A 26,975-nucleotide genomic window follows, 5' to 3' on the forward strand; every position below is an offset into this window, starting at 1 on the left:
TTGAGGAGCTGAAAACGCTCGACGGTTAGCTCTATCAAGCAGGGATTAAATCACCGGGGCGGATTCTTCACGCCAATAGGCATCAAACTCTTCCAGTTGAGTCAGGGTCGACATATCAGTCATTCGATCAATGAACAATTTCCCGATGAGGTGGTCCATTTCATGTTGGATACACACCGCATAGAGCCCGTTGGCTTCGAAGTCTTGGAGTACCCCTTGTCTATCATAGGCCTGCACACGGATCATGGACGGCCGGATTACCTTCCCTCGCATATTATCAATACTGAGACATCCTTCCCACATTTCACTCTGTGAGGGACTATAAAACACAATTTTAGGATTAATGAGGACGGTCTTGGGAAAACCATCCTTCCCCTCACATTCCATGACGACAATCTGTTCCGAATGTGCGACCTGCGGGGCTGCCAATCCGATTCCCTCATACTGAACCATCGTCTCAAACATATCATCAAGGAATGCCTGAACCCGCCGGCTCCCGATTGATGCAGGGTCCACAGGCGTTGCCTGTTGCCTGAGAACCGGGTTGCCGATTTTTGCTATAGGTAATACTGCCATACACCTTACTCCTTTTCGCGATCGTCTAGGTCTGTAATCTCATATACTACATGGCACTCCTTCGACCACCGTCCGGCGACGAGCCCAAACTACCCTCTTTGAAGGATCGGTGTTAACTCACATTCTGCTCTGCCGGTGATCGAGGGGGTTCTGCGGATGGCGGTGTCACACCCAATCGGTCCTTATTCTCTTCCCACCAAGCCCACCATTCCTTTACCCATTCCTTTCTGTCTTCGGGTGTCGAAACTTCCCAATCATGGATTGAGCCACTGAATCTGGTGAGAATCCAGAAAGAATCCCGCGCTGTGATCGACACATATTGCTCCGGATCTGAAATGGCACTAATAATCACAGGCAGCACTTCCTTTCGAGGCACCCTCCGTGATTCAAAGACAGCCGTGTTTCGAATCGTGGAATTGGGATCTTTCACCATCACCTCGATGGCCGGAATGACTTGGTTGGGGTCCAATCGTGTTGCCACACGCAAGGCATGGGACCGGATTCGTGATTCTTCATCCGGATTCATGGCCACCTCCAGTAGGCCCGGAATCGCAGAGGGATCATTCAACATAGAGAGGGTTTCCACCGCGTTGAACCGGACTCTGGGCACCGGCACCTTAAGCGCTTTTACCAAATACGGGATCGAATGTTTCCCAAAAAAGACAAACTCTCCCATGGCCCAAAATTCCTGCCGGCCTTCAAGCATGGGGATAAGCGCTTCCAGACGCTCATGATCCTGGGGCGTTAAGATTTCAGGGGATTCCGTCGCCTCTACCCCCGTGGATTCTGGAGGGGGAGGAGCCTCATAGGGCACTTGCGTCAGATAGACGGAGAAAGGACTTCTTCCTGGTTCCTGAGCCCACAGCGGGGTGCCACACAGAAAAAAGGCACCAACCATCCAACATATTGTCTGTGACCAATTGGTGATTCGCTTCGTCATGAACATCCCTTTCGTGAATCCGCGTATATGAAACTTAGCAATCAGATAGTCTAGTAGCAGATGGCCAAAAGGGTCAAGCCAAGCTAGTGCACTTTCAGCTCTGTCCAGGCTCGATCATAATAGCGAATGGCCTCCTGTACATCTTCCAACCACTCCATTCGGGCAAGCATATCACTTGGCGGGTAGACAGCTGTATTCGTGCGAATGTCTGCCGGCAGACGATCCCGAACATGTCGATTGGCTGAGGCAAATAATAGTCGCTGCGATGTGGCAAGCGCCACCTCCTCATCTAACAGATAATTGATGAAGTCCATCGCGAGCGCTTGTTGACGGGAGCTGGCCAAGACCGCCAGACAATCCGTCCACATCATTCCGCCTTCCTGGGGGAGGGCATACCGGATTGACGGGTGTTCACGCATCGCCCTGGCAATCGGCCCGCCCCAGGCATGCGCTAATACCACTTCACCGGCCACGAGGAGTTGGTCGAATTGTTCGCTCGTATAAGCCTTGACCAATGGCTTTTGCTTCATCAACTTATGTTTGGCTTGTTGAATGGCCTGGGGATCGACGCTATTGAGCGAGTAGCCTAACGTCTGAAGTGCCATCCCAAAGACTTCCCGCTCATCGTTCAGCAAACTGATTCGACCGGAAAATTTCGGATCCCATAAGGCCTCCCAACTGGTTGGCGGTTCAGTCACGACATCAGCATTATACCCCATTCCAACCGTGCCCCATAAATAGGGAATGGCAAACCGGTTTGTGGGATCAAACGAGAGCTGTCGCAGGTGAGGCTCCAGATCCTGCACAGGAGGAATTTTTGCCAGATCTAACTCAGCCAGTAATCCCAACCGTCCCATAATTCCCGCCATAAAATCAGATGGCACCACGACATCATACCCGGTCATGCCGCTTTGCACTTTTGCTAATAACTCTTCATTGCTACTAAAGGTATCAATCACCACCCGAACCCCTCGGGTCGCTTCAAATTTGGCCACTACACCCGCATCCACATAATCGGACCACGTGAAATAATACAGTGTAGAGTGCTGGGAAGATGGCGATTCCGGGGATGTGGAAGATTCCGAACATCCTCCGGACACCAGGAGGGTCAAGATGACGACATACAGAGGCATCAGTGTTTTCACATGCAAACTTTCATCAATACGAAGATTCAGCCGAGGCCGGTGTGGACCGCTGTTGAACGAACCAGGACAACCCCACGCACAGCATGGAGACCACCACCAAGACCGCCGACAAGGCATTAATCTCCGGGGTCATCCCTGTCCTGATCATCGAAAACACTTTAAGTGGTAACGTCGTCGAACCGGGACCGGCCACAAAAAATGTCACCACAAAGTCATCCAACGATACGGTAAATCCTAATAGGGCTGCCCCCCAGATGGCCGGGCGTAACAAAGGAAGCGTAATCCTGGTGAGCACATCCCATGACGTGGCACCCAAATCACGCGCCGCGTCTTCCCAGGCAGGGTCCAGCTTACGAAGTCGTGCCCTGACGATGACGATGGTCAACGGGAGATTAAAGATCATATGTCCGATAATAATAGTACCAAACCCCAGGTGAACCTGACACAAGACAAACATCATCAATAAGGCCACACCCAATAAAATTTCCGGTATGACCAGGGGCAATACGAGGATCATATTAACCCAGGCCTTTTGCGGTCCTTGACGGGTTTCCAGGCCAATGGCGGTCCCCACTCCAAGGATAAGGGCCATTCCGGTTGAGAGCAATGCAATGACCACACTATTGACGGTTGCCTCGAGAATCGCCTGGTCCATCGCCAGCTTTTCATACCACTGAAACGTGAATCCTTTCCACACTACTCCCATCGTGGAGGCGTTAAAGGATAGCCCGATTAGAATGACCACCGGCAAATATAAAAACACCATGACCAGCAGGCTCATCACAATGAAGCTGGACGGCATCCGTTTCATGACGGATCCTTCTCAACGGACGTACGACCCAACAGAAACCAGAGGAGAAGGACCGTTCCCATTAATCCGAAAGAAAGCGCGGAGCCAAACGGCCAGTCTCGTGCAACCAGGAATTCTTGTTGGATGAACGTGCCCAGCATCATGTTTTGTCCTCCACCCAATAGATAGGGCGTAATAAAAGCCCCGAGGGAAGGAATAAAGACCAACACCCCACCGGCCAGAAAACCCGGAGTACTGAGAGGAAGCAGCACGTGTCGAAACATCCCGACCATGGACGCATATAAGTCAAACGCCGCATCCTCCAATTGCGGAGAAATACGTTCTATGGCCACCACCAGAGGAAGCACCATAAAGGGCAGATAACCATAAACCAGTCCCAGGAATACCGATAGATCGGTGAATAATAGGGAAAGGGGCTCATCCAGCAATCCCAACCTGATCAACAGGCCATTCACAATACCGTCCGCTCGAAGAATTAATACCCACGCATAGGTCCGAACCAAAAAATTCGTCCAAAATGGAATCATCACAAGAGTCAGTAATATGAGTTGCCAGGGGCGGGAGGCCCTGGCCAGACAATACGCCAAGGGGAACCCCACCACGGCACAGATGAAAGTCGTCAATCCCGCCAAGAGAAGAGATCGGAAAAATATCACTCCCACCAGCGGATCAAAAACACGTTGATAATTTTCCCAGGTGGGGATCCAGGTAATTCCCCCATACATTCCCCGACTCGCCAGACTTACACCAAAGACCAATATCAGCGGGAGAAAAAAGAACAGGCCTAAAAAGAGACTTGCCGATAGGAGGGACAGCTTGACAGGGAAAGCGGAAGAATGGTCAGAACGATTGTTCAGCATGGTGCCGGATGGGCGGGCAAGACCATTCCCTCCTGAGCCCGCCATTGCACATACACCGGCTGACCAACGGCCAATGGTCTGGCCTGCGCTTCGGCGATTGGCACCCGAGCCATCCAGATCGCCTCGTCTCGAAGCCGAACATGATACACCACTTCATTTCCGGAAAAAGCGACTTGGTGCACAATCGCTTGAAGCCTATTGTCATATCCGTTGGGGGACAGGTCAGAGGACACATGTATGCGCTCTGGGCGAACCATAACCGTGACAGCCCCCTGCAGAGAATCATGCGGGGAACACGTGACCTTCACGGATGCCAAGACGTCATGTTCAACCCGACACCATCCACTCTCACAGGATGCGATGGTACCAGACAAGACATTGGAAAGACCGATAAACTGAGCCACCGTCGAAGATACGGGGCGATCATAGATCTCCTGCGGCGTCCCCACTTGCAAGACCTTCCCACCTTGCATGACCGCAATTCGATCAGACAGCATGAGGGCCTCATCCTGTTGATGAGTCACGCAAATAAATGTCGCTTTCACCTCCCTTTGTAACCGCTTCAGCTCTCCTTGCATCTCCTGACGTAACTGCTGGTCCAAAGCAGCCAAGGGCTCATCCAACAGCAGGACCACGGGACGATTCACTAGGGCTCGTGCGAGCGCCACCCGTTGCTGCTCCCCTCCGGACAATTGCCCTGGAAGGCGCTTTTCCTTTCCTTGCAGTCGTACCAGAGCCAACATGTGACTCACCGCCGTCTGAATATTGGCTTGACGCTCCCCTTTCATGTGTAAACCGAAAGCCACATTCTCAAACACCGACAGATGCGGGAAGAGCGCATAGTGCTGAAACACCATATTTACCGGTCGCTTATGAGGAGGATCTAAGGTGACAACACGTTGCTGAATAACGATGTCCCCTTGATCGGGCCGGTCCAATCCGGCAATTAATCGAAGGATGGTGGATTTCCCCGACCCGCTCGGCCCCAATATAGAAAAGAACTCTCCGCTTTGGATAGACAATGACACATGATCCACCGCCCTCACGAGGCCATGAGTTTTGATAACCTTATCGAGTACGACGCTTTCATTCACGAGCCAGAGATCCCTTCCGGGAGGAATGGACAAATCGCCAGGGTGACGATTCTAGGAAGGGAGGAAAATGGAAGTCAATGCAGGGGCCAGCGGCCTTGCCATGCCAACTGCAACCTCTTGTAGGGGAGGGAGGAGCTAGAAAAATCTATGGCGACTGTCGGGATGGCTGGAGATCCGCTTTAGGCATTTGAGGGGGGGCATATGCATCAGTGAATGCCAAACCGCCATTTGAACTGTCGGATTTTGGTTATGGAGTGCCTTCCTTAAAGGCCCGAGCTCGAGGGGTTGGGAGAATTTTGATCGGCTCGTCCTCCCAAATTTCATCCGAGATATTCTCGCCCCTAATACACCCTTTTTCACCCCGGTCGCTGTGGAAGAGCTAAAGATTCAATCTGACGTTGCTCAAAAGCCACCACGGCATCAACCGAATCATAGATAGGCACGATCTTCGGAAAATTGACAAATGTTAACATTTCAAGAACTGCGGGCTTTGGATTGACCATACTGAGTCGAATGTGTTTCCGATTGAGGTGATGATAGGTGAGAAATAATTTGCCTAAGGCACGACTATTCAGGGTGGTCAAAGCTTCCATATTCAGAATGATGTGCTTGCCCTGTATTTCCTGCACTTGTAAGACAGCCGCCTCCAAAGCAGGTTCCGCAGACCCATCAAAGCATGTCCCGAATGTAATAACATGCATATCGTCAATGGGAGTCGATTGGGTAGGCATCGTAGACATCACGGTTTGATAATTTCCATTTCGGTTTGTCTCTGCTGCAACTTAAAGAAATTCAGTTCTCATTCCCAGAGGATCAGGCAACCGATCGGACTTCAGGCTTTTCCTGCATAATCGGAATAATGGTGGCTAAGCCTGCCAAATCCAAAAGTGCCCTAACAGAGGGCTTCGGATTGATCACCGTCAAGGCCATGCCTTTCTTTCGAAGCGAATGATAGAGCAACAATAGTCTTCCAATGCCTGCACTATCCATAGAGGATACTCGTGAAAAATCCATGACGACGTGATGGCAAGGTCGTCCCTCTCCCGCCGCCAACGCCGTTTCCACCGGGACCCGTCCAAATTTATCGAACCGACCAGAAAGCATCAAGATTCTCGTTCCGTTCTCCCACCGTGCTCGTACCAACATGAACCTGTCCCTCCTTATATTGTCCGTGACACATTTTGGTATTGAGTAGCCCCTTCTTTGCTATCCTTCAAACCAAATAATCAGCAACAGATATGCCACGCTCACATTTGAGATTATTCCGGCCTCCGCATTTTTCATATCAAAATTTCCTTCAAAAAACAGGTGTGTATGAAACAAGGCATGACACAAGACTCTCGACCTCCTACCAACCGCCAAGCAGACCTTACCCAATGGGTAAAAACGTTCTATGGGAAAACTAATGGACACTGCAGTTTCCTGCCCCCACCTGTAACACTACAGTGGAATAATGGGGTTACCCACCGACAAGAATGGCGACGACGGGCCTGGGTCAACGCGCTAATAGCTGGGAAGCCTGAGGGGAAGCCCAAAAAAGTGGCAATCTACTTCACCTCCTACAAACAGCCTGGAATGCATGATTTCAGATTCACTTCCCCTTCTCCAAATTCATCCGTTTTGGCCCTCTTCTCACACCTAAAATCTAATTTTTTTCTCCTTCTTTGGATGACCGAGAGAGGAGGGTATCCTGAATCTCGTCCTCGCCACCAAACTAGCTTTCCTGTGTGAATAAGATACGATCTGTATTAATTCCGATACTTCGGTCTGCATGGTTAGATCGAAACTTCCCTTTCGCAACCCTCCTTGTTTCTTTTAATAAAACAATTAGTTAGTAGCCTGAAGGCCGCCCAACTGGATACGCGGAAATTCGTGGCATTAAGGTTGCTATTTACAACAACCAAAAACAATAAGAAGAAAAATGGAGGAATAAGGAGGACATCATTATGGACTGGACAACATTATGGATGATCGAATCGGTTATAGCCTTTTTAGGAGTCTTCTCCCTTCACTGGTTCCGAGGATAGCAATACACATCTCTCAACTTAGAGGGGTGATCATCAAGACCGATTTTTGAGAAAGGATTTGTAAGCAATGCTGTCTCATGCACTCTCCTGGTGTCCAATAGAGGCGGTCAATTGGGGGAAGCTCTCCCCCACTTATCCTTTTCGATTCAATGGGCCAGGATATCTTTACTGCATGTGGTGTGCACATTTCATTCGTCTGGTTGCGGTCTCGAAAGAAGGGGCTAAGTGTTCTGACTGCCACCGTGACTTGGCTGTTGCCCTTAATTGATTCGGGGAGAACCTCAAGGTAGGATCTACAACCTCAACCGTTCTTTTTTGTCTCCAAGGAATCGAATTACAGGAATTTGGAAACATTTGATTGGAAAGGATTCAGTCAAATGGCTTTTTGATAAGAAAGAAAGCCCGCAAGGTGACTAGTTTATTAACGCTGATGCGAAAAAATGAAAAAATACATAACGGGTATACACCCGAAACAGAGACATGCAAATAATACAATCCGATCATTTTCGACCCAAGGTGAAGCGGCACTTTGTCCTGCTCAAAACCTCCCACAAACGTCACTCCCCCTGAAAATATTCATCTTCGGTGGCTATCACATCTTGCATCCATTGTGAAATTTTCCATGAGGATTCATGACAGACAAAACCCTGGACATTCGATACATACCCTATCTGAGGTAGCCCTGCGGCGACATATTTCCTCAAACAAAATCAGAGATTGCTTACCGTAAATTCTCGAGCTGCGGATTAGAGGATCAAAGCGCAGAGGATCAGGCCAATGCCTGAAGGAAAAAGCAAAGGCATTCTAACCGTAGATTTCCTGTCGGACCGCCTCGTACTCAGAGGCATAGACCGGAACGCAGTCAGGAAGGTGACAGCCTTCCAGTGCAGCTCGGACGTTAGGAGAAGGCCCCACAATACTGAGCCCAATGTGTTGGGGTTTTAGTTTATGGTACCAGAGGTACAGGAGCCCGAGACCCACCGAGTCAATCCCGGTGATGCCCATGAAATCCAGGATGATGTGTTGACATCTCATGTCTTTGGTACCGAGGATCAGGTCCCCGATACCAATGGTTGATTGTCGATCAAACCGTCCCGTAAATATGATGACGGTGGATTGGTGATTCAGTTTTTCGCAGACTTGGAGCATATAATCTACCTCTTAATTTGTGGAGCACCAAAATGGGAAGTTTTAATGCGTAGAGTTATATTCAATCTATTCCGGATGGGCCTAACAATTACTCGTTAAGACTAGAGGTAGGTACAGTGATCTTTTGGAACACCTACACACAAAGAAGGACCAACTCATGGAACTACAAAAAATGAAGGGGGATACGTGCTATTTCCAATCGTGGATAAATGAAAGGTCAAGGAGTTGGTAGGGGGGACAACCGGAACCAGGCTCAAGCACTCGAAAACTCTCACCACGCACAGGACTGGCGGCAAACAAGAGGTCAAGACTAAAAACGGTTTTATGATGGAGAAAATTGGCCGCGAGCGGATCAAGGGTCCAATGACTTTCAAGCCTAAACACTCTGATTTCGGACCACAAACTTTAACGCTGGATATTTAATTCATGCAGCGGAGAGCCATTTAAGACTGCTTGTCAGAATGCTAGCATTCCAGCATTCCGATTTCATGATTTCCCGCATACAGGCATCACCGATGGGTGACGGGCGGAGATCCATCATTTGACCCTCTTGCGCATATTCGGGCATGAGACGATGGCTGGTTTTACCCGGTTCAGCAGCTACAGCTACCGCGCGCCTGACCTTCAAGCTGTTGATTCAATTGGTGCCGGAGACCGGGGTCGAACCGGTACGAGCTTGTAAGCCCGAGGGATTTTAAGTCCCTTGCGTCTGCCTATTCCGCCACTCCGGCATCGCACAGATTGGCGACGAGACTGTACCACTCCTTAAAAACCGGTGCAAGATTTTCAGGCAGAAACATCGGTAGAGGATAACCTTATGCATCTCCTAGTCATTTCACTTTTTTCTTTTGGTTTGATGCCCGACGTACAGCTCAAAAAACAAGAGGATGCGAATGTTTCGCATCCTCTTGTTCGGGGCCACTGAGAAGGGTCCTATGAATGCCGAATCCTTAATTGACTCGAACAACCATATGATTCCGCCGATTCTCCTGGAAACAATCCTCACTGTCATTTTGACAAAATGGTCGCTCTTTGCCGTATGAAACAATCTTTATTCGGTCCGGTTGCACACCCAGATTCACTAAATACTCCCGTGCCGCATCGGCCCGCTTTTGACCAAGCACCAGATTATAATCCTGTGTCCCCCTTTGGTCGCAGTGACCCTCAATCGTCAAAGCCTTTCCAGGATTCGCTTGTAACCATTGCGCTCCTTCTTCAAGATACTTGGCGGCGCTGCTAGAAATATTCCAACTGTCGAAGGCAAAATAAATATCCTGCACCTGGCCATGTTGGATCCCCATGGAACCACTAAAATTCGACTCAAATATCGAGCCATTCGTATCGGTTCTCCCAATTCCCACTGAGGCTCCCCCTCGCTGGCCCTGGCCATTGGCAATGCTCGAGTCAGGATCGACATATTCCGGAGAAGGACCGCCATGTTCTTTCTTATAAGTTTCAGCCCAGGTTGCAGGATTCACTCCTCCTTTGGCAGAGCCATCATTGAGAGCCGCGGACTTCGACGGATCACCATAAAAATCCCGGCTATTCTTGCCGTTTCCCAAATAGGCATTTGCCCAAGCTTCTGGATCGGGATTTTGACTGGACGCCCTTCCATTTTCAAATCCAGACACAGATCCATGATTAGGGCCAGATCCATCCACACCGGGGTATTGGTGCCCATAGTTTGAACCACCCTGGGCCATTGTTCTTTCCGCTCCCCGAATTGTTTCTGGATTCGAATTTGGATCTGCCCCATTGACTCTGTCTTGAGAGACACCATTTGGATGCTGGGAAGCCCTGACTCCATTGACCAATCCACCATTTTTACCACTTCCCTCAACTGAGCCGTTGGCTTGACTCATAATTCTATTGGGATCGAATGCATTTCCATCTTCACCTGAAACCATCCCATCCCCTTCCGAGTTGGCCCCAGTTCGGACCGAATGGTTACTACAGCCCGAAGCCATAAGGACACCCAGCATAACCACGACTATTAAGTTGCTACGATTTGGACAAACCCACATGAGATCCTCCTGGTGCAATGGTGACTGTTGGTATCATGAGGTATGGGGAAGGTTAGTCCTTCATCCTCCTATACGGAATAATTCTGGAAAAATCCGCTTAAATCTTGTTCATTCTTCAGCAATAGACACGTGAAAACCTTATCGGTTGCTTTGCAGGAAAGTTAAGGATGCTTCATAACATACGGGATAAGGCCTTATTGAGCACCGTAGCGGGAGCACCACGTATCCGTTCCACCTCAACAACATGAATGAAACGGGAACAAACCGTTCCTCGCTGTATCTGAAAGAAGAAAAGAAAGAGTAATTCCCCGGTCTGGCGGAACCGGGGAATAGGGAAATATATTGAAAGTTTAAGAAGAAATATCGCTGGAATGAGAAATTCTGGGTCAGAGCTTTGACTTTGGATCCTGTAAAATCTCCGATTGATACCAGACCCAGAATTTACCGACCCCCTCCGGCACTGAGGTTTGCGGGTCATATCCCAATAGCCTGCGGGTCTTTGAGATATCGGCAAAAGTGTAGGCGATATCGGCATCTAACATAGGTGCGGGAACGAGCTGTGCCTGGCGCCCTGTTAATTGTTCAATGCCTTTAACAAAGTCAACAAGAAGCACCGGCTCGCCTCGTCCAAGATTCAAAATTTCATACCCCATCGGACGGTCAACCGCCGCAACCAGCCCACTGACAATATCTTCGACATACGTCCAATCTCGATGCATGTTTCCATTGTTATAGAGGGGGACTTCACAGCCGGTGAATATATTATCTAAGACTTTATAGGCCATCATATCGGGACGGCCACGCGGGCCATAGACGGTAAAAAATCGAAAGACGGTACAATCCAAACCATACAAGTGGTGATAGGTATACCCTAGCAATTCACTTGCTCGTTTACTTGCCGCATATGGGGCAAGCGGTTTATCACAGGAATCTTCCGGAACAAAGGGAATGGTCTTGGTATTGCCATACACCGAAGATGTTGACGCAAACACAAACGTTGGAGAAGGTGAATGTTTGCCCTGTGAACCGATCCGTCCCACACACGCATCCAATAAAGCCATCGTTCCCATCACATTGACATCGTAATACAGCACAGGATCATCAATTGACACCCGAACACCCGCCATCGCCGCTAAATGGACAACAGCGTCAAAACGATGATCAGAAAAAAGATGGGCAACCAACTCTCGATCACGAATATCTCCTTTAAGAAACTGAAACGTGCCAGGCCATTTTCCGGTTTTAGCATGTTCGGTTACCTCTCGAAGGTTTTTCTCTTTACGGACAGGATCATAGTAATCATTGAGATTATCAAGACCAATTACTTGATCCCCCCGTCTGACCAATGCTTCCACTGCATGGCTTCCAATAAATCCCGCAGCACCGGTTACCAATATCGTTTTACCCACGGACACTCCTTCATGTTGCTTAAAGGGTTCATATTTGGCACATCTTCTCGCTGACTTTCAAATTGATACACTTCTGCAGTAATTTTTCTCGGCAACTACCGTGTGGTGCTTGATAAGTAAGGGCACTCATAGGTCGATTATCTCTAACTCTTGATCACTTAATTTACCTGATCAGACTTTCGTCAAATTGACGACCAACCCCATATTCACTTGAGGGACCTCTATTCCATTGTTACAATGGAGAATGCTCGACCCTATTGTGTGTGGGATCGTCAAAGATCCCGAAACCCTAGAAACTACCGACCTAGGAACCGGAAAAGATTTCGAAGCCGAAGTCGTTGTCTACAATTGTGATTGTCATACCTACCAACAAGTCGTCAGTCTTTTTTGTCAAGTGATTCCCGGGATGACCCCCAAAAAAGCCTTTGAATTAGCCTGGCAGATTGATCACCACGGAAGTGCTATTGTCTTTCAGGGTGACATAAAAAACGCTGATGTAATTGGAAAGCAGCTGGCAGCGGGTGGCTTGCGAGTTGAAGTTCGCTACTGAATTCTGACACCACACGACAGAATCGTCTACTTTCCCAAGTTATTTTTTCTTCACGCGGGCCGGTCTCGCAGACAAGGCAGATGTTTTTTTGGATTTGCCGCCTGGAACAGATTTTTTATTTTTTCCAACTTTGGGGGCAGTTTGTACGGGCTTCTTGTCTGTGGGCTTTGCCCCTTTGACCTTTCCAATTTTCTTGATGGGCAATCCCGACTTCATTTTTGACTCTTGCACTGAATTGTGGGGTAAGGGGGCAGGCGTCATGTCTCCTGGAGAAGCTCTAGAATTTTTTCCTAATTTCTTCACGCCTTTGCCCGTGCCTTTCCCTGAGGTTCCTGTTGGGGTGGGCAAAGGGAACGATGGGAGTTTCTTTTTTTTCAAAGCGTCACCTGAAAAAACACGAACTTGATACAATTCGAATAACGATTCAACCGCCTTTTGATCTCCTTTCCGTGCAAGCGTGAGAAGGCGACGGCGTTGATTCATTTCTTCTTCTTCCGTATGGGAAGTGACTCGCCGTTCCATGCTCAACTCCTTTCCTTTTCGCGAAATCAAACTTTCTGACATTCCACTGCAGGCCGCATCTTACACTAAACCACATGACATTGGCAATATTCCCTAATGAACATTTCTAGGCATTAGAAAGTAATTTTTAAAAGGAAAAATGCACGTGAATTTTGTTCAAACCGATGTTTGGGAAAATCATCAAAAAGAGTTCAGGTTATAGAATTAAAACATGGCAGAATAGCCTTTGATCTTTTTCGTGAATGAATTTAATGGCCTTTCTCGAAAAAGATGAGCCCCTCATTTCTGAGTCGGCCATGATGTTAAGGAGAAACTTTAGACATGATTGCCCATTCTCATCAGAGAATATTCGCAAATTGAATCGTTTCCCTAAAGACGAACCTACAGAGAACCTTCGCCTACCCCTTTCTATCCCGATCAACATCTGCTTGATTGACAGGCCAAAGAAACCATCGATATAGTGTTTTGACTTTCCCCATTGAATTTTCAAAGAAATTCCCATTTTGTGCTGCTTCGTTCATTCTTATCCAAAGGCTATTCTGATGACCCAACGCACCACCCCCTATGACATTGAACAAATTGGATATACCCTTGTGCGATTCAATAGTACAGGAATATTTGAAACGCACAAAGACCACATGGTAGATCCCTATGCCGATACACGACCCCCTAAGGGCCCGCAGGTGGAGGGCATTCAATTCGCCCCACAAGAGGCCAACAAAATCTTACCGGCTATGGTCCTCCTGCATGATCGTTATGGACTCACGTCCCACATTCAGGAATTAGCGAAAGGCCTCTCCTGTCAAGGGTACGTCGTCTTGGTTCCCAATTTGTATGTGAGACAGGGCGGGATGGTGACGGCCAATGCTGAAGTGGCCAATGCCTTAATGGAGCGAGTCAATGAACAACAAGCCTTGCAGGATATCAACGCCAGCTTTGAATTTCTCAACGCCAACCTCACAGAAGATTCCTTATTGGAAAGAACCACCCGAAACGCCCATGCAGTGATCGGGTTTGGCATGGGGGGAACCCTGGCAATAAAAACTGCCGCGCATCGGCGTCGTCTCCAGGCCGCAGTGGCAATCTCTGGGACTTTGCCAACCGATCTTCAATTGGCTCAACGATTGTATTGCCCTCTCTTACTCCAGACACCAGGACAAAGCGATCTCAATTCGGCAGAAGAACGTGACCAGTTTTGCCAAATGGCCAATGAAGCTGGGAAAAAGATCGAAGTTCGATCTTATCCTGAAGCTTCTGATGAATTCTGGCAAAGTAGCACTCCTAGCTACCGGGCATCAGATATGGAAGAAGCCTTGCAGACCTCAATAGACTTCATCAATGCGATCATCAACAAAACCATATAAGCATCAATTTGATTTTCGAAAACCATGGCCGACTCGTTTCATCAATTCATCCCTACCGAGCACTAACGCTTACATTGAGAAATCTCATGGCTTGGCGTGGCAATCGAACTATATGGTTGATTCTCTGGCTTATTGGCGCCCACATTTTTATTTTCAGTTCTCTTTCCCCCGCATTTGCCAATCAGGGATCAACCGGGATCCCCTTGTCCTTCCTTAAGGAATACCGTACACAAATTCTCCAGCTTGACTCTGATGACGCTGCCTTAGCCTTCTTCAATTCCACAACCACCATAGGGGCTAGAGACTCTCGTATTTACAGGAATTCACATTCGAGACCTACGCAGTTGAACCTGCCACCAGAGATCATCGAGGCCGTTATTAGCTACTTAAAATTTCTGGCAGTCTCCAACCAGGCGCAATTATTTCGAGAGATCCTTGTAAAGCCAACAACAGGCATCCCACCACTTTCGGACGTCCTTCCGGGTGAAGCGCACCTGCAATGGATCATGACCCACTCCACCCTTCAAGGCTTGAAATTCATACTTGATGGCTATAGACAAGTATCAGCCTGGTCTCACATGACGACTTCCCACCCCGTCCCTCCTGACGAAGAGTTTGCCAAATTTGCTTCATATTACGACCAAACTTATCAGGATTGGGATGAAAGCCCAGAATCCTGGACAAGCCTTTTTACACAGCACGGCCCAAAAGGTATCGAGGATCGATTACTCGAGTATTGGCAAACATCTAATCACCCAGCCGATACGCACCACCCCTTCCTTCCCATTCAAGATGCCTATACCCAACACTACATCGAAATCCGGCTCTTACCGATGTTTAGAATGAGCCTGCTCACCAAAACCAGCGAGTTGGAGGCCACGGCGTATGGGAAAGCATGGGAGGCCTGGCAAAAAATTCAGCAGTGGCAACAACAGGAACAAACCAATTCTGCCAGTACTCGGCTATGCGGAACCTGGCGATGGGTGGTACATAACCATCAAAACCATGGGGATCGTAAAATGACCGTCACCTTTTCGCCCCCTGACCAATCCTCACCGTCTCAAATTGCCCCATCCGCCATTGAGATTCACGGGGATACGGTCTATCTCAAATGGACCTTTCCCCAAGGAGTTCAGGAAGATAGTTTGCTCCTCAGCAACAATGACTCCCATCTTGAAGGCACCTTCAAAAACTCCCTCGGCCCTCATGGCAGTATTTCGGGTAAACGTTTGTCAACCTGCCAACCCTAGCCTTTCTTCCCGTTTCGTTTCACCTTTATCTCTCTTCCGCATTCTCCGAAAAGGTGTAAAATATCTTTAGGAGGGAAAGAGGATGATCGCCCATGATTCATTAGAATCTGACATTCGGCGTATTGGACAGACATTAGCGAAAAATGCTCGCCACCATACTCCAGGATTTTGGGATCACCGCTGGTGGACGTCACTTCTCTTAGACTGGGGAACCCGTGATGAACAGTTCAAGGTGCAGCTGTTTCGCTTTATTGACGTCCTTCCCTCCCTTCAGACGGACGCACAATTTGTGCGTATCCTGAAGGAATACTTTCAAGACCTACCGTCTCTCCCCGGTCCCCTGAAGTGGGCACTTGGTCGGTTTTCAAACAATTCGCTTACAGCCCAAGTGGGCACACGGATATTGCGGCGCCAGTTTCTGAAAATGGCCTACACGTTTATGGCAGGGGAAACCGTCAACCACGCTATCCCCACGCTCACACAACTTTGGCATGCAGGAAGTGCGTGTTCGCTTGATTTGCTTGGAGAATCCACGGTCAGTGAGGAGGAGGCTGATCATTATCACACGCGATGCCTTCAGACGTTGACCCAATTACATGAAGTCATCCCACAATGGAATCATCAACCTCTATTAGAAACCGATCATCTCGGCTCTCTTCCCAGAATCAATCTTTCCATCAAACTCTCCGCCTTATATTCGCAATTAGATCCGATTGATCCTGAGGGCAGTTATGCAGGCGTTGCCCCCCGCCTACGCTCGATCCTGGACCTTGCACAGGCCCTGCCGGCCTCTCTCACGTTTGACATGGAGCAGGCCGAATTGGAGCCGATCACTCTTGGGGTCTTTATGCGTGTATTTTCTGAACCGGCCTACCAACACTTTCCGCATGCAAGCATTGCCATACAAGCCTACCTCAAACACAGTAACGACACGTTCGATACTCTTCTAGCATGGGGAAAACAGCGAAATACTCCATTTGGTATTCGCCTCGTCAAAGGCGCCTACTGGGACTCTGAAGTTATTCGCTATCAACAACAAGGTTGGCCCATCCCCGTCTATCTAAAGAAAACGGACACCGATGCGAACTACGAATACCTTGCTCACCGGATTCTGGAACATCGAGCCTTCATTCGCCCGGCTTTTGGCTCGCACAATATTCGAACATTAGCCATGGTCCGGGCGATGGGAGACTCGCTTCATCTCCCGCCGGGAACGTTTGAATATCAGATGTTGTATGGCATGGCCGAGCCTCTACGTGATGCCGTGGTGGAACAAGGATTTCGACTTAGGGTCTACGCCCCCATTGGGGAACTTCTCCCTGGTATGGCCTATCTCGTACGTCGCTTATTGGAAAATACCTCCAATGAAAGCTTCATTCGACGCCAATATGAAACTGCCGAGTCACTTGATCATCTGTTATTGTCTCCCTCGAACGGGGACAGGAATGGAGAGGAGGCGATATCTCTGGAAATTCAGTCGGAAGCCACATTACTTGATGAAAACAATCCTGACAGATTCGTCAACGAACCACATTCGGATTTTTCTCAACAGAACGTACAACGAGATTTCTCTCTCGGCCTTGCACACATCGCCCCTCTCCTGGGACAGATCCATTCCTACCCCCTTCCGACCCCCATGCCCTGGCTTGGGCCAGAACTGATCTCGACTAATCCCAGTTTTCCTGACCAAATTATTGCCAAATTTCCAACTCTATCTCCTGAACAAATTGATTCCATTGTCCAGCGCGCCCACGCCCATATGAGCACCTGGGGAAAAATCCCTTCGCGCACCCGTGCGCGGATTTTATTTCATGCAGCCGAGCTGATGCGACAACGCAGGTCTGAATTAGCCGCTTGGGAAATATTGGAAACCGGTAAGCCATGGCGGGAAGCCGATGCGGACGTCGCTGAAGCCATCGATTTCCTGGAATTTTATGGACGGGAAATGATTCGTCTGGGCATTCCGGAGCGGCTAGGAACAGAGCCAGGAGAACACAATCAACGGATTTTCCAACCACGAGGGTTGGCCGTGGTGATTTCGCCGTGGAATTTTTCGTTAGCCATCCCCACCGGTCTTGTTTCGGCGGCCTTAGTCGCTGGAAATGTTGTTCTATTTAAACCATCCGAGCGCTCACCGATGATGGGGTATCACCTCTTCATGCTGCTCAGGGAAGCAGGGTTACCTGAAGGCGCCTTGCAGTTTCTGCCCGGTGGACCTGACGTGGGACAGGCCCTTGTCAAACACCCCAAGGTCCACCTCATCGCCTTTACAGGATCACAAACCGTCGGATTGAATATTATTCAAGAGGCCAGTCACGTGTCGGCTGGGCAAAGACATATCAAACATGTCATTGCCGAAATGGGCGGAAAAAATGCCATTATTGTTGATGAAACGGCCGATTTGGATGAAGCCGTGGTGGGAGCGTTAGCCAGTGCAACAGGCTACCAAGGACAAAAATGCTCCGCCTGTTCTAGAATTCTTATCTTAAAGGAGGTGTTTCCCCAATTTCTTGAAAGGCTTAAACAGGCGGCTTTAAGCATTCCGATTGGTCCACCGGAACACCCTGGGAACCGTATGGGACCGCTTATTGATCGAAGGGCCTTGGAACGAGTTCGGCACTTTGTGGACCTTGGGAAAACGGAAGGCACCTGCATTCTTGATCGCCAACTCGAGGGACCTGGGTATTTTCAAGGGCCGGTGATACTGGCAAATCTGCCACCTTCCCACCCGGTCGTTCAGGAAGAAATATTCGGCCCGGTTATGGTTGTATTAAAGGTTTCCACAATTTCGGAGGCATTGGAATTAGCCAATGATTCCCCTTATGCCCTGACTGGAGGGATATTCTCACGCAGTCCTGCCAATATTCAACTGGCTCGTGACACATTTGATGTAGGGAATTTGTATATTAACCGACCGATTACCGGATCATTAGTGAGCAGGCAACCCTTTGGAGGGCATCGGTTATCAGGAATCGGCCGGAAGGCCGGAGGAAGCGGGTATCTTGAGCAATTCATGGTGGAAAAGGTGATTACGGAAAACACGCTTCGCCGTGGCTTCGCTCCGACTCAATAAGGCGACATCAGATGCCACGGTCACCTTTTCTAATTCCTCAATCACTTCGACCATGCGTTCATTCTGACTACGAATGGAAGGAATGGTTTGGCGTTCAATGTATTTGAGCAATCCCACTCCTCGAGCAAACCAGGCTGTCATCGTATCCGTTCCTTGAATCGACTCCCCGCTCTCAGACAAGTGAACCTTCATGATCATTTTGGCTTCAAGACGAATGGCTTCCTGATATATGCCAGCCGGTACGACCACAGTATCCTGCCCCTGAACAGACACGGTTGCCACAATATCCACCGTTTCTTTTTCTCCATCACGATCCACATCCATGCCAAAATCCAACCCGGTCCGGTGAAATTGCTCAAAAGAACTGGGTACCTCTAAGGGAAATCGAACGATTTGATAGGGCACCAGTTGGCGCTCCAACGTCGTGCCGGGTTTCGATCCATAATATCGGATCCCTGCAACATCCCGGAAATAATAACTATCCGACGGCCCTTGATTCCCAGGATTGGTATCGTTGAAAACGGTGACCTTCACTCCTTCTAGGATTTCGGTCCCTATAACTTTTGAAACATTCGTAAACCGTGAATTCTCATTCTTAATCTGGACCATGCCCCCTTCGATCATCGTGCCCTGATACACCCATTCATTCCCTACCTGATCAGGAAAATACTCATGACTGTTATCTATTACAATTTTCGTGGAATCAGCGGAATAGACCGTGCCTGGGAGAAACACCAGGGAAAGGCCAAGTACAACCAAGGTTCCAGTTGTGGACAAAATTCCACGCGATGTAAATGAATTTTTCATAGGCAGAAAGTGATGTGAACCTACCATAGGATCATTAAAACCGGCAAGACATCAACCAAGATCAACCTATCCAGGCCGCATTCATCGTGAAAACCCCCAATTTTGCTTGACAGACTGTGCAATGATTGACAATTTCTCTTCCCTATGCAGTACTAGAAACCAAGGAGACCCAATGGCAATCAATGCAGAACGATCCCAAGTCAGTCCAATACCACCCCCTCATCTCGCTTCTACACTTTTTGTATGATGTGGCGGGAATGACACGTGGGGGCGCCCAGATATGAACGAACCTTTTTGCCAAACACCTGAGGACAAGGTGAGTACCCGTTCGAACGTCATGGTGTTTGGCGGATCCGGAATTATCGGTGGAGCCATTGCGAGGGTGTTCGGACGCCAGGGTTGGAGAGTAGGTCTTCATTACCATCAACATCAAACTGTCGCAAAAGAAACCGCCGCCGTGATCACGAAGGCCGGAGGGGAAAGTTATCTGTATCAAGCCGACGTCACCAACAGCTCGCAAATTCAGACTATTCTTCAGGAATTCATCCAATCCCATCATTCTCTGAATGTCATGGTGTGGGCCGTGGGGATGGGCCCTTCGAAGCTCCTAGTCAAAACCTCCCCTGAGGACTGGACCAGGATTCTTCATACCAACCTGACCGGTGCCTATACCGTACTTAAAGCCATGGCCCCCGTCTTTGAACAACAAAATAATGGGTCCGTCATTTTGGTAGGCTCTCTTTCTGGTGAACAAGGCGTAGCAGGACAAGCCGCCTACGCGGCGTCTAAGGCAGGACTGGTTGGATTGATGCACACAGTGGCAAAGGAGTGGGGGCCCTTCAATATTCGAGTGAATATGGTATTCCCAGGCTGGCACCTCTCACCCATATCAAAACCGGGATGGCATGCGGCCATGGAGCTCCGCAACCACACGCTCCACAGAACTCCTTCTCTACAAAATGTGGCCACGTCTATCTATCACATGGCCCTATCGCCTGATACGTCTGGACAAATATGGAATCTGGACAGCCGGACTTGGTAATTCTTTCCATTCGTCAACCTTTCCGTAACCATGAGCACTCACCCTGACCATCTCGCCATATTCATAACCGCGACCGACACCGGGGTCGGAAAAACAACTATCACGGCGTCTCTGGTTCTGGGGTTGAAAAAACAAGGGTATCAAGTGGGTGTCATGAAGCCGGTCGAAACCGGTATCGATCCCCAACAGACAGAAACTTCCGATACAGTCCGTCTTCAAAGTCTACTCTCCCCTCCTCCTCCCTTCGCGTCAATCTGTCTCTATGCCTTTCCTCAGCCCATTGCACCGTTAACTTGCGCGCGCGAGACTGGAACAACCATTGAGCTTGCGCGTATTGCCACCGCCTTTCATCTCCTCAGACAACAGCACCCGGTGTGTCTCGTGGAAGGGGCTGGAGGCTTACTTACTCCACTCTCACCAACGCACACCATACGAGACCTGATCGCGACTCTGAATCTTCCCGCTCTCGTAGTCGGCCGGACAAGCCTGGGCAGCGTGAACCATATGCTCCTGACTTTGGAAGCATTGAAGGGTGCCGGGATTAAGCCGTGTGGAATCGTCCTGAATGATCCCCTGTCTACAACTCAAACCGAGAGGTTCATTCAGCAGCGCACCTCCACGATTCGTCTGATTCAAGAATGGTCGGAAGTGCCGGTATTTGGCCCCTTGGAGTTTCAAAAAACCATGCAGAGGGATTGGCGAATGGGAGTGGAAACCCTAGCCGAGCATCCTGAAATGCAACGGTTGGCCAGGCATATTATTGAAACTCAGCCATAAACTGCGCCAGGACCCTAGGCCGATCAACCGCATCGAGTATGGCCGAAGCCACCGCCACGCCATTGGCCCCCGCGCCTTGGAGTGCCGGAACGGAACCGGGAACAATCCCACCAATGGCAATGATGGGAAGAGCGGTCAGGCTTCGAACACCAGCCAGTCCTTGAATACCAACGACCGGCTCATGATTCGCTTTGGTTCTCGTTGAAAAAATAGGGCCGAACCCTAAATAATCCGCACCTTCTTCAGTAGCCAATCGCACCTGTTCAGGACTGTGTGTCGAAACCCCAATCAACATTTTCTGTCCAACGACTTTCCGCGCAAGATGCAGGGGAAGGTCGCCCTGACCAAGGTGTACACCATCGGCCTCGAGAGCTAACGCCAAATCACAGCGATCATTCACAATAAACGTCATGCCCCTTTCTGCCGCCACCTTTCGAAGGGCAAGGGCCGCTTCATAGGCCTGTTTCATCGATCCGGTTTTATTGCGATATTGCACCAACTTGACCCCAGCTTCGCCAGCCTGTTGAAGGACCTCCAGCAATGAACATCTCGAGGCCCAGTGGTCATCCACAATGAGATAGAATCGTGAAAAAATATCAGGAGGAAAAATGCGCGGAGTATGAACTGCGGTCATGGGGACTGTAAAGCAACAAGCCGGTCCAAAAATCGAGTCGACACTGGACCCTTCTGGAAATCAGGATGATCAAGAATCCGTCGATGGAGAGGAATGCTGGTTTTAATTCCGTCAATTACAAATTCATCCAACGCGCGTCTGGTTCGAGCTATGGCTTCATTTCGATCTCGCCCAAAAGCAATAAGCTTCGCAATCATCGAGTCATAATAGGGATGGACAATACCGGTTGTATCCATGGCCGTATCGACGCGTATTCCTGGTCCACCTGGGGGACAAAATTTTGTGATGGGTCCGGGGCTAGGGGTAAATCGGTCCGGACATTCGGCATTGATTCGGCATTCGATGGCATGTCCGGTCAATTGAATATCCTTTTGTCGGTAGGACAGTTCCTCACCGGCGGCAATGCGAATTTGCTCCTTAATCAGATCAACTCCCGTCACCATTTCGGTGACCGGATGCTCAACTTGAATTCGCGTATTGACTTCCATGAAATAAAACTTTCCACTTTGATCCATGAGAAATTCAACAGTTCCGGCGTTTCGATATTTCACGGATTTGATGGCTTCGACAGCAACCTGTCCCATTTTTCGTCGCAACGTGTCGTCCAACGCTGGAGAGGGGGATTCCTCCAACACCTTTTGATAGCGCCGCTGTATGGAACAATCTCGTTCATGAAAATGCACAACATGCCCATGGTTATCCGCCATAATCTGAAATTCAATGTGTCGTGGATCTTCAAAAAAACGCTCGAGATACACGCCCCCGTGACCAAAGGCTGTTTGCGCTTCTAATTGGGCGGACTCGATCGCCTGGGTCAACTCTTCTTCATGCCAGACCACCCGCATGCCACGCCCTCCGCCACCGGCTGAGGCTTTCACAATGACCGGAAACCCAAGCTTTTTGGCAATAGCGACGCACGTTTTGGAATCGTCAATTTCACCATCGCTCCCGGGCAATACAGGGATCCCCCGCTTCTTCATGTGGGCCCGGGCTTTTGATTTATCGCTGAGTAAGGCAATATGCTCTGAGGTGGGCCCAATAAAGGTAATCCCAATCGATTCGCAGACTTCCGCAAAATGCGCATTTTCAGCCAAAAACCCGTACCCTGGGTGAATCGCATCCACTCCGGTAATCTCCGCGGCACTCAATACATTCGGGATATTCCGGTAGCTCAGTCCACCTTCGGCAGGTCCGACGCATACATGCTCGTCTGCATAACGGACATGGAGTGATTGGGCATCAACGTCGGAATGGATCGCAACAGTGCGAATGCCCAACTCCCGGCACGCTCGATTCACCCGCAGGGCAATTTCTCCACGATTGGCAATCAATATTTTTTTAAACACGTCGTATCCTTAGATAAAAAGACTCGAGGGAAGCATCTTATTCTTCAAGAGAAACGGACTTTTCGCATTCCCCTTCAGAAAAAACCAGAGTTCAAGACCCGGACAATGGATCAATTAAATAGAGTGGTTGGCCGAACTCAACGGGAGTCGTGCTTTCTACGAGAATTTTTACAACTTTTCCATCGGTTTCTGCCTCAATTTCATTCATCAGTTTCATGGCTTCGACAATACAGAGCACCTGCCCTTTTTTGACGATATCACCTTCCTCGACATAGGGATCCGTATCAGGAGAGGGGGAACGATAAAAGGTTCCCACAATGGGCGAGGTCACAGTCAAGAAATGTGCGGGTTCGGAGGAGAGGAGAGGAACCGGTTGGTCCTGGAAAGAACCAGCCTCTACGGTCCTTGATACGTCTACCTGTTGGGAGGAAGCCGGCACATGATCCCGCCTAATGCGTATTCGCACACCTTTTTTTTCGAATTCCAACTCGGTCAGGTGGTACCGGTTTAACACTTCGACAAGGTCTTCGATTTCTCTTCTGGATGAATCAGCCATAATCTCCTATTTCGTGTATATCTGAAGAACAGGAATTCCGGATTACCGTGCCCGTTCTACATAGGTGCGCGTCCGCGTATCAATTTTAATAACTTCTCCGGATTCCAGATAGAGAGGAACTTTTACCGAGGCCCCGGTCTCGACAGTTGCCAACTTAGTCCCACCGGATGCCGTATCTCCCCGGATACCGGGATCGGTTTCCACGACTTTTAACTCCATAAACACGGGCAACTCTACCGCGATCGGCTCATCATGATACAGTAAAATTTTGACGACGGTATTTTCTTTGAGCAAATCGACGTTTTCGCCCAATTGGTTTTTAAGATAGGTAAACTGCTCAAAACTACTAATATCCATAAACGCATATTCTTCCCCAGCGTTATAGAGAAACTGCATGTCGCATTCCTCAAGATTGGGTTCGTCGAATTTTTCTCCGGAACGAAATGTACGATCAATAACATTCCCTGTTTTATAGCCCTTCAATTTTGTTCGAACAAAGGCTCCGCCTTTACCGGGTTTTACATGTTGAAATTCCACAATATAATAGGGTTGCCCATCAAGTTCCAAGCGAGCCCCATTTCGAAAATCTGCAGTCGTAATCACGGCATCAAACTCCTCATACAATAAACGTGAACAGAAATGTTAGCGGTGTGCTGGGATAGTCCGCTGAAGTGCATCAACCAACGCTCTCAGTCCAAGCAGATAACTTTGTGGTCCAAATCCCGAGATTTGCCCAAGCGAAACCGGGGCAAGGTAGGACCGCCGACGAAAACTTTCCCGGCGATGGATATTCGATAGATGCACTTCGACCATAGGAATTCCCACGCCCACAACAGCATCTCGCAGGGCAATACTGGTATGGGTATAGGCAGCAGGATTAAACACCAACCCCTCAAATTGTGTGTTGGCCTCCTGGATCCAGGTGACCAATTCCCCTTCCAGATTGGATTGACGGCTCTCGACCGAGACCCCTAAATCCATTCCCAATTTTTTCAGTGACGCATTCACCTCATCCAAGGTGATGGTTCCATAGAGATCCGGCTCGCGAGTTCCAAGTAAATTCAGATTAGGCCCATGTAATACCAAAATATTCACTAGGTATTTTCCATAGATAAATGGCGTTGGCGAGGATTCAGAATATCTAGGACACAGACATCGTTGGACTGGTGGAGTCTGGGAAAGACGGAATGCGTGAAATTCTAGCAGCGACGGACGAAGGGGTCAACGGAATTTGACGCACTTTCTAAGTTAAGCGACCTCCTGTACGATCGAGTAGAACCCGTCTCAGCTCAACCATTGCCCAGGTGTCCCGGCCACAATATTCATGTAAGGCTTGGGCAATATGAGCACGCTCCATTAAATCCGTTTCATGAAAGACCATTTTCTGGTACATGACCGCAGCCACCGCCCCATTTTGAATCGTTAAATCATCGTAAGCCAAGGCAGGCACCAAAGCTGGCAGGACGGTTTTAATAGAGTAGGATCCGTGAAAGTCCGGATGATAATAATGTTCCTGGATGACCGAAAGAAGATCCCACAACCGGCGAACCACCTTCGATAGGACGGGCTTCAGTTGAGGCAGCACATCACCCAGTGCAAAAAGCAAAAACCGTTCATACTCCGAATAGACACAAATGGTTCCGGCATCTCCTACGCTTTCCAACAGACTCAAGGCCACTTCTTCGCGAGGGTCCCGGCCATCTGTGCAGAGATAATGATGATGAACGATTGTGCCATCAGGATATTCAATATGGTTAGACCACTGAAAGGGAATCGGACGATACGGACGAGTATGGGGAAAGGCCGGGATCGCCGGCATAAACGTCTCAAAATCCAAATGATGAACCGGAAACCTGACGGATTGCAGCCGGGGCCGAAGTAGAGGTGAGATCCATTCCACATTATCCTTCACTCGTTGCTGAGTTGCAGACAACTGAATATGGTCGGGAATCTCATCAATGGTTTCAATCCCCTCCTCCAGCAGGAGGGTTTGTAATTTCGAGCTGCCAGGCAGATGAAACACCCAACGCTGAGACTTCTCTTTCGTACAATGGTTCCAAAAGGGGCATTCATAGGGCTGATGGCAATGGCTATCCGGGACAACGGCAGGTGGCGTCGGCTGTTCCAATGTCATCCACATATCTTCAAGCTGTGCCTGAATCAATGGCCGACGTGCCTCCACTTCCTCGGTCTTATTTTCCAAAACAAACATTTCTTCTAAATTCAGGTCTCCGCCAAGAAATGAATACTGAGTATTCAGATGCATCAAAAAACACCCGCTGACTTGAATGCCCGCGCCTTCCAGCACTGCAGCTTGAATGGCCAGATCGTCTAGATGCGTGGCTTTCACCTTCGATGTCGCCTTCACTTCAATCAAGCGCCACCGCGTGGCATCAATTCGTTCTAAGATGTCAACCCGAACCAAAATGCCTTGCCAGACAAACGCTCCTTCAAATAGGGACGGGATGCCTTCATCCTTTACGAGCTCACTGGTGCGAAGGAGCGCTGCAGGAATTTGACGGTGTGTGTGTTCAACCAGAACGCCATGAGGAAAACATTGACGGGCAACGACCCCAACGTCGGTGCCCATATCCATAATGGCCCGGCGATCCGGTGTAGGCGGTGTGGCTAATTCTGGCGAATGGATTTCCAAATACAACCGCTTGGCACATTGCAAGCCCGCAAGAAAGCGGCTTTTGGATAAACGATGTGTTGAAACGGATCGGCCCAATTTTTCTGATCCGGAAATGAGGGGGATAGGAGAAATTGGGTTCATGGGATTAACGACGGCACACCAGAATAATGCTGAATATTCCATTCTAAAACGTCATTTTTAGGCATTTTTTGCACCCATCCAGGATTCGATGATGAGAGCATACTGCTCAATTTTTTCATCCCATGCAACATGCCTTATTATTTATTCCTCCCGGGACATTTCACAGAAAAACCCGACCAGATTACCTTTATCCCCATTATCCTGTGGAAAACACCATCCTTTGAGCCCCAACATATAAAACTC

Annotated in this window: 25 protein-coding genes and 1 tRNA gene; 6 read left to right on the forward strand and 20 right to left on the reverse strand. The window is 49.1% G+C overall.

Annotated elements, in window-relative coordinates:
* Positions 1–45: 45 nt before the first annotated feature.
* The 12 genes from def to PP769_RS17095 form a co-directional block, all read right to left on the reverse strand.
* Complete coding sequence (def, locus tag PP769_RS17040; protein ID WP_312642399.1) at positions 46–576, reverse strand: peptide deformylase; 531 nt, start codon at positions 574–576, stop codon at positions 46–48.
* 112 nt (positions 577–688) lie between these two features.
* Positions 689–1,516, reverse strand: a complete 828-nt coding sequence (locus PP769_RS17045) for a HEAT repeat domain-containing protein (protein ID WP_312642401.1) — start codon at positions 1,514–1,516, stop codon at positions 689–691.
* Positions 1,517–1,599: 83 nt separating this feature from the next.
* The gene (locus PP769_RS17050; RefSeq protein ID WP_312642403.1) at positions 1,600–2,661 is read right to left on the reverse strand and encodes a polyamine ABC transporter substrate-binding protein; all 1,062 of its coding nucleotides are present in this window, start codon (positions 2,659–2,661) and stop codon (positions 1,600–1,602) included.
* Positions 2,662–2,674: 13 nt separating this feature from the next.
* Complete coding sequence (locus tag PP769_RS17055; protein WP_312642405.1) at positions 2,675–3,472, reverse strand: ABC transporter permease; 798 nt, start codon at positions 3,470–3,472, stop codon at positions 2,675–2,677.
* On the reverse strand, positions 3,469–4,377 hold the full coding sequence (locus tag PP769_RS17060) for an ABC transporter permease (RefSeq protein ID WP_312642407.1): 909 nt from the start codon (positions 4,375–4,377) through the stop codon (positions 3,469–3,471). The genes PP769_RS17055 and PP769_RS17060 overlap by 4 nt, the downstream gene beginning before the upstream one ends.
* Entirely contained in the window at positions 4,326–5,426 is a 1,101-nt protein-coding gene (locus tag PP769_RS17065; RefSeq protein ID WP_312642409.1) for an ABC transporter ATP-binding protein, read from the reverse strand. The genes PP769_RS17060 and PP769_RS17065 overlap by 52 nt, the downstream gene beginning before the upstream one ends.
* Positions 5,427–5,782: 356 nt before the next feature.
* Positions 5,783–6,166, reverse strand: a complete 384-nt coding sequence (locus tag PP769_RS17070; protein ID WP_312642411.1) for an STAS domain-containing protein — start codon at positions 6,164–6,166, stop codon at positions 5,783–5,785.
* Positions 6,167–6,239: 73 nt separating this feature from the next.
* Positions 6,240–6,572 carry an STAS domain-containing protein gene (locus PP769_RS17075; protein WP_312642413.1) on the reverse strand — a complete coding sequence of 111 codons (333 nt, stop codon included), beginning with the start codon at positions 6,570–6,572 and terminating at the stop codon, positions 6,240–6,242.
* A 1,685-nt stretch (positions 6,573–8,257) separates the two neighbouring features.
* The gene (locus PP769_RS17080; protein WP_312642415.1) at positions 8,258–8,602 is read right to left on the reverse strand and encodes an STAS domain-containing protein; all 345 of its coding nucleotides are present in this window, start codon (positions 8,600–8,602) and stop codon (positions 8,258–8,260) included.
* 642 nt (positions 8,603–9,244) lie between these two features.
* Positions 9,245–9,333: transfer RNA gene (locus PP769_RS17085), tRNA-Leu, on the reverse strand.
* Between the two features lie 219 nt (positions 9,334–9,552).
* A complete protein-coding gene (locus tag PP769_RS17090) occupies positions 9,553–10,626 on the reverse strand; it encodes an OmpA family protein (protein WP_312642417.1) in 1,074 nt (357 codons plus the stop codon).
* 386 nt (positions 10,627–11,012) lie between these two features.
* The gene (locus tag PP769_RS17095) at positions 11,013–12,035 is read right to left on the reverse strand and encodes a GDP-mannose 4,6-dehydratase (RefSeq protein WP_312642419.1); all 1,023 of its coding nucleotides are present in this window, start codon (positions 12,033–12,035) and stop codon (positions 11,013–11,015) included.
* 244 nt (positions 12,036–12,279) lie between these two features.
* On the opposite strand from PP769_RS17095, the gene PP769_RS17100 reads away from it, so the two are divergent.
* Positions 12,280–12,585, forward strand: coding sequence for an ATP-dependent Clp protease adaptor ClpS (locus PP769_RS17100; protein ID WP_312642421.1), 306 nt, complete (start codon positions 12,280–12,282; stop codon positions 12,583–12,585).
* Positions 12,586–12,624: 39 nt separating this feature from the next.
* Here the strand turns inward: PP769_RS17100 and PP769_RS17105 are convergent, their stop codons facing one another.
* Positions 12,625–13,107 carry a hypothetical protein gene (locus PP769_RS17105; RefSeq protein WP_312642423.1) on the reverse strand — a complete coding sequence of 161 codons (483 nt, stop codon included), beginning with the start codon at positions 13,105–13,107 and terminating at the stop codon, positions 12,625–12,627.
* Positions 13,108–13,649: 542 nt separating this feature from the next.
* Here PP769_RS17105 and PP769_RS17110 point away from each other — a divergent pair.
* From PP769_RS17110 to PP769_RS17120, 3 genes are all read left to right on the forward strand, one after another.
* On the forward strand, positions 13,650–14,471 hold the full coding sequence (locus PP769_RS17110) for a dienelactone hydrolase family protein (protein WP_312642425.1): 822 nt from the start codon (positions 13,650–13,652) through the stop codon (positions 14,469–14,471).
* A gap of 86 nt (positions 14,472–14,557) precedes the next feature.
* Complete coding sequence (locus PP769_RS17115; RefSeq protein WP_312642427.1) at positions 14,558–15,721, forward strand: hypothetical protein; 1,164 nt, start codon at positions 14,558–14,560, stop codon at positions 15,719–15,721.
* 82 nt (positions 15,722–15,803) lie between these two features.
* The gene (locus tag PP769_RS17120) at positions 15,804–18,794 is read left to right on the forward strand and encodes a proline dehydrogenase family protein (RefSeq protein ID WP_312642430.1); all 2,991 of its coding nucleotides are present in this window, start codon (positions 15,804–15,806) and stop codon (positions 18,792–18,794) included.
* On the opposite strand, the gene PP769_RS17125 is transcribed toward PP769_RS17120, so the two are convergent.
* On the reverse strand, positions 18,687–19,601 hold the full coding sequence (locus PP769_RS17125; RefSeq protein ID WP_312642432.1) for a hypothetical protein: 915 nt from the start codon (positions 19,599–19,601) through the stop codon (positions 18,687–18,689). The genes PP769_RS17120 and PP769_RS17125 overlap by 108 nt on opposite strands.
* Positions 19,602–19,881: 280 nt before the next feature.
* Here PP769_RS17125 and PP769_RS17130 point away from each other — a divergent pair, with 280 nt between their 5' ends.
* Both PP769_RS17130 and bioD read left to right on the forward strand, forming a co-directional pair.
* Positions 19,882–20,643: an SDR family NAD(P)-dependent oxidoreductase gene (locus tag PP769_RS17130; protein ID WP_312642434.1), complete on the forward strand. Its 762-nt coding sequence runs from the start codon at positions 19,882–19,884 to the stop codon at positions 20,641–20,643.
* A 30-nt stretch (positions 20,644–20,673) separates the two neighbouring features.
* A complete protein-coding gene (gene bioD / locus PP769_RS17135; RefSeq protein WP_312642436.1) occupies positions 20,674–21,420 on the forward strand; it encodes a dethiobiotin synthase in 747 nt (248 codons plus the stop codon).
* Here the strand turns inward: bioD and thiE are convergent.
* The 6 genes from thiE to PP769_RS17165 form a co-directional block, all read right to left on the reverse strand.
* On the reverse strand, positions 21,401–22,054 hold the full coding sequence (gene thiE, locus PP769_RS17140) for a thiamine phosphate synthase (RefSeq protein ID WP_312642438.1): 654 nt from the start codon (positions 22,052–22,054) through the stop codon (positions 21,401–21,403). The two genes, bioD and thiE, sit on opposite strands and share 20 nt — an antisense overlap.
* Positions 22,051–23,400, reverse strand: coding sequence for an acetyl-CoA carboxylase biotin carboxylase subunit (gene accC, locus PP769_RS17145; RefSeq protein ID WP_312642442.1), 1,350 nt, complete (start codon positions 23,398–23,400; stop codon positions 22,051–22,053). Before accC ends, thiE begins: the two co-directional genes overlap by 4 nt.
* Positions 23,401–23,491: 91 nt before the next feature.
* The gene (gene accB, locus PP769_RS17150; protein WP_312642444.1) at positions 23,492–23,956 is read right to left on the reverse strand and encodes an acetyl-CoA carboxylase biotin carboxyl carrier protein; all 465 of its coding nucleotides are present in this window, start codon (positions 23,954–23,956) and stop codon (positions 23,492–23,494) included.
* Positions 23,957–23,998: 42 nt separating this feature from the next.
* Entirely contained in the window at positions 23,999–24,559 is a 561-nt protein-coding gene (gene efp / locus PP769_RS17155; RefSeq protein ID WP_312642446.1) for an elongation factor P, read from the reverse strand.
* Between the two features lie 39 nt (positions 24,560–24,598).
* A complete protein-coding gene (gene aroQ, locus PP769_RS17160; RefSeq protein ID WP_312642448.1) occupies positions 24,599–25,051 on the reverse strand; it encodes a type II 3-dehydroquinate dehydratase in 453 nt (150 codons plus the stop codon).
* Positions 25,052–25,199: 148 nt separating this feature from the next.
* A complete protein-coding gene (locus PP769_RS17165; RefSeq protein ID WP_312642450.1) occupies positions 25,200–26,774 on the reverse strand; it encodes a DUF2779 domain-containing protein in 1,575 nt (524 codons plus the stop codon).
* Positions 26,775–26,975: the final 201 nt, after the last annotated feature.

This window comes from Candidatus Nitrospira allomarina (assembly GCF_032050975.1).
GTDB lineage: Bacteria > Nitrospirota > Nitrospiria > Nitrospirales > UBA8639 > Nitrospira_E > Nitrospira_E allomarina.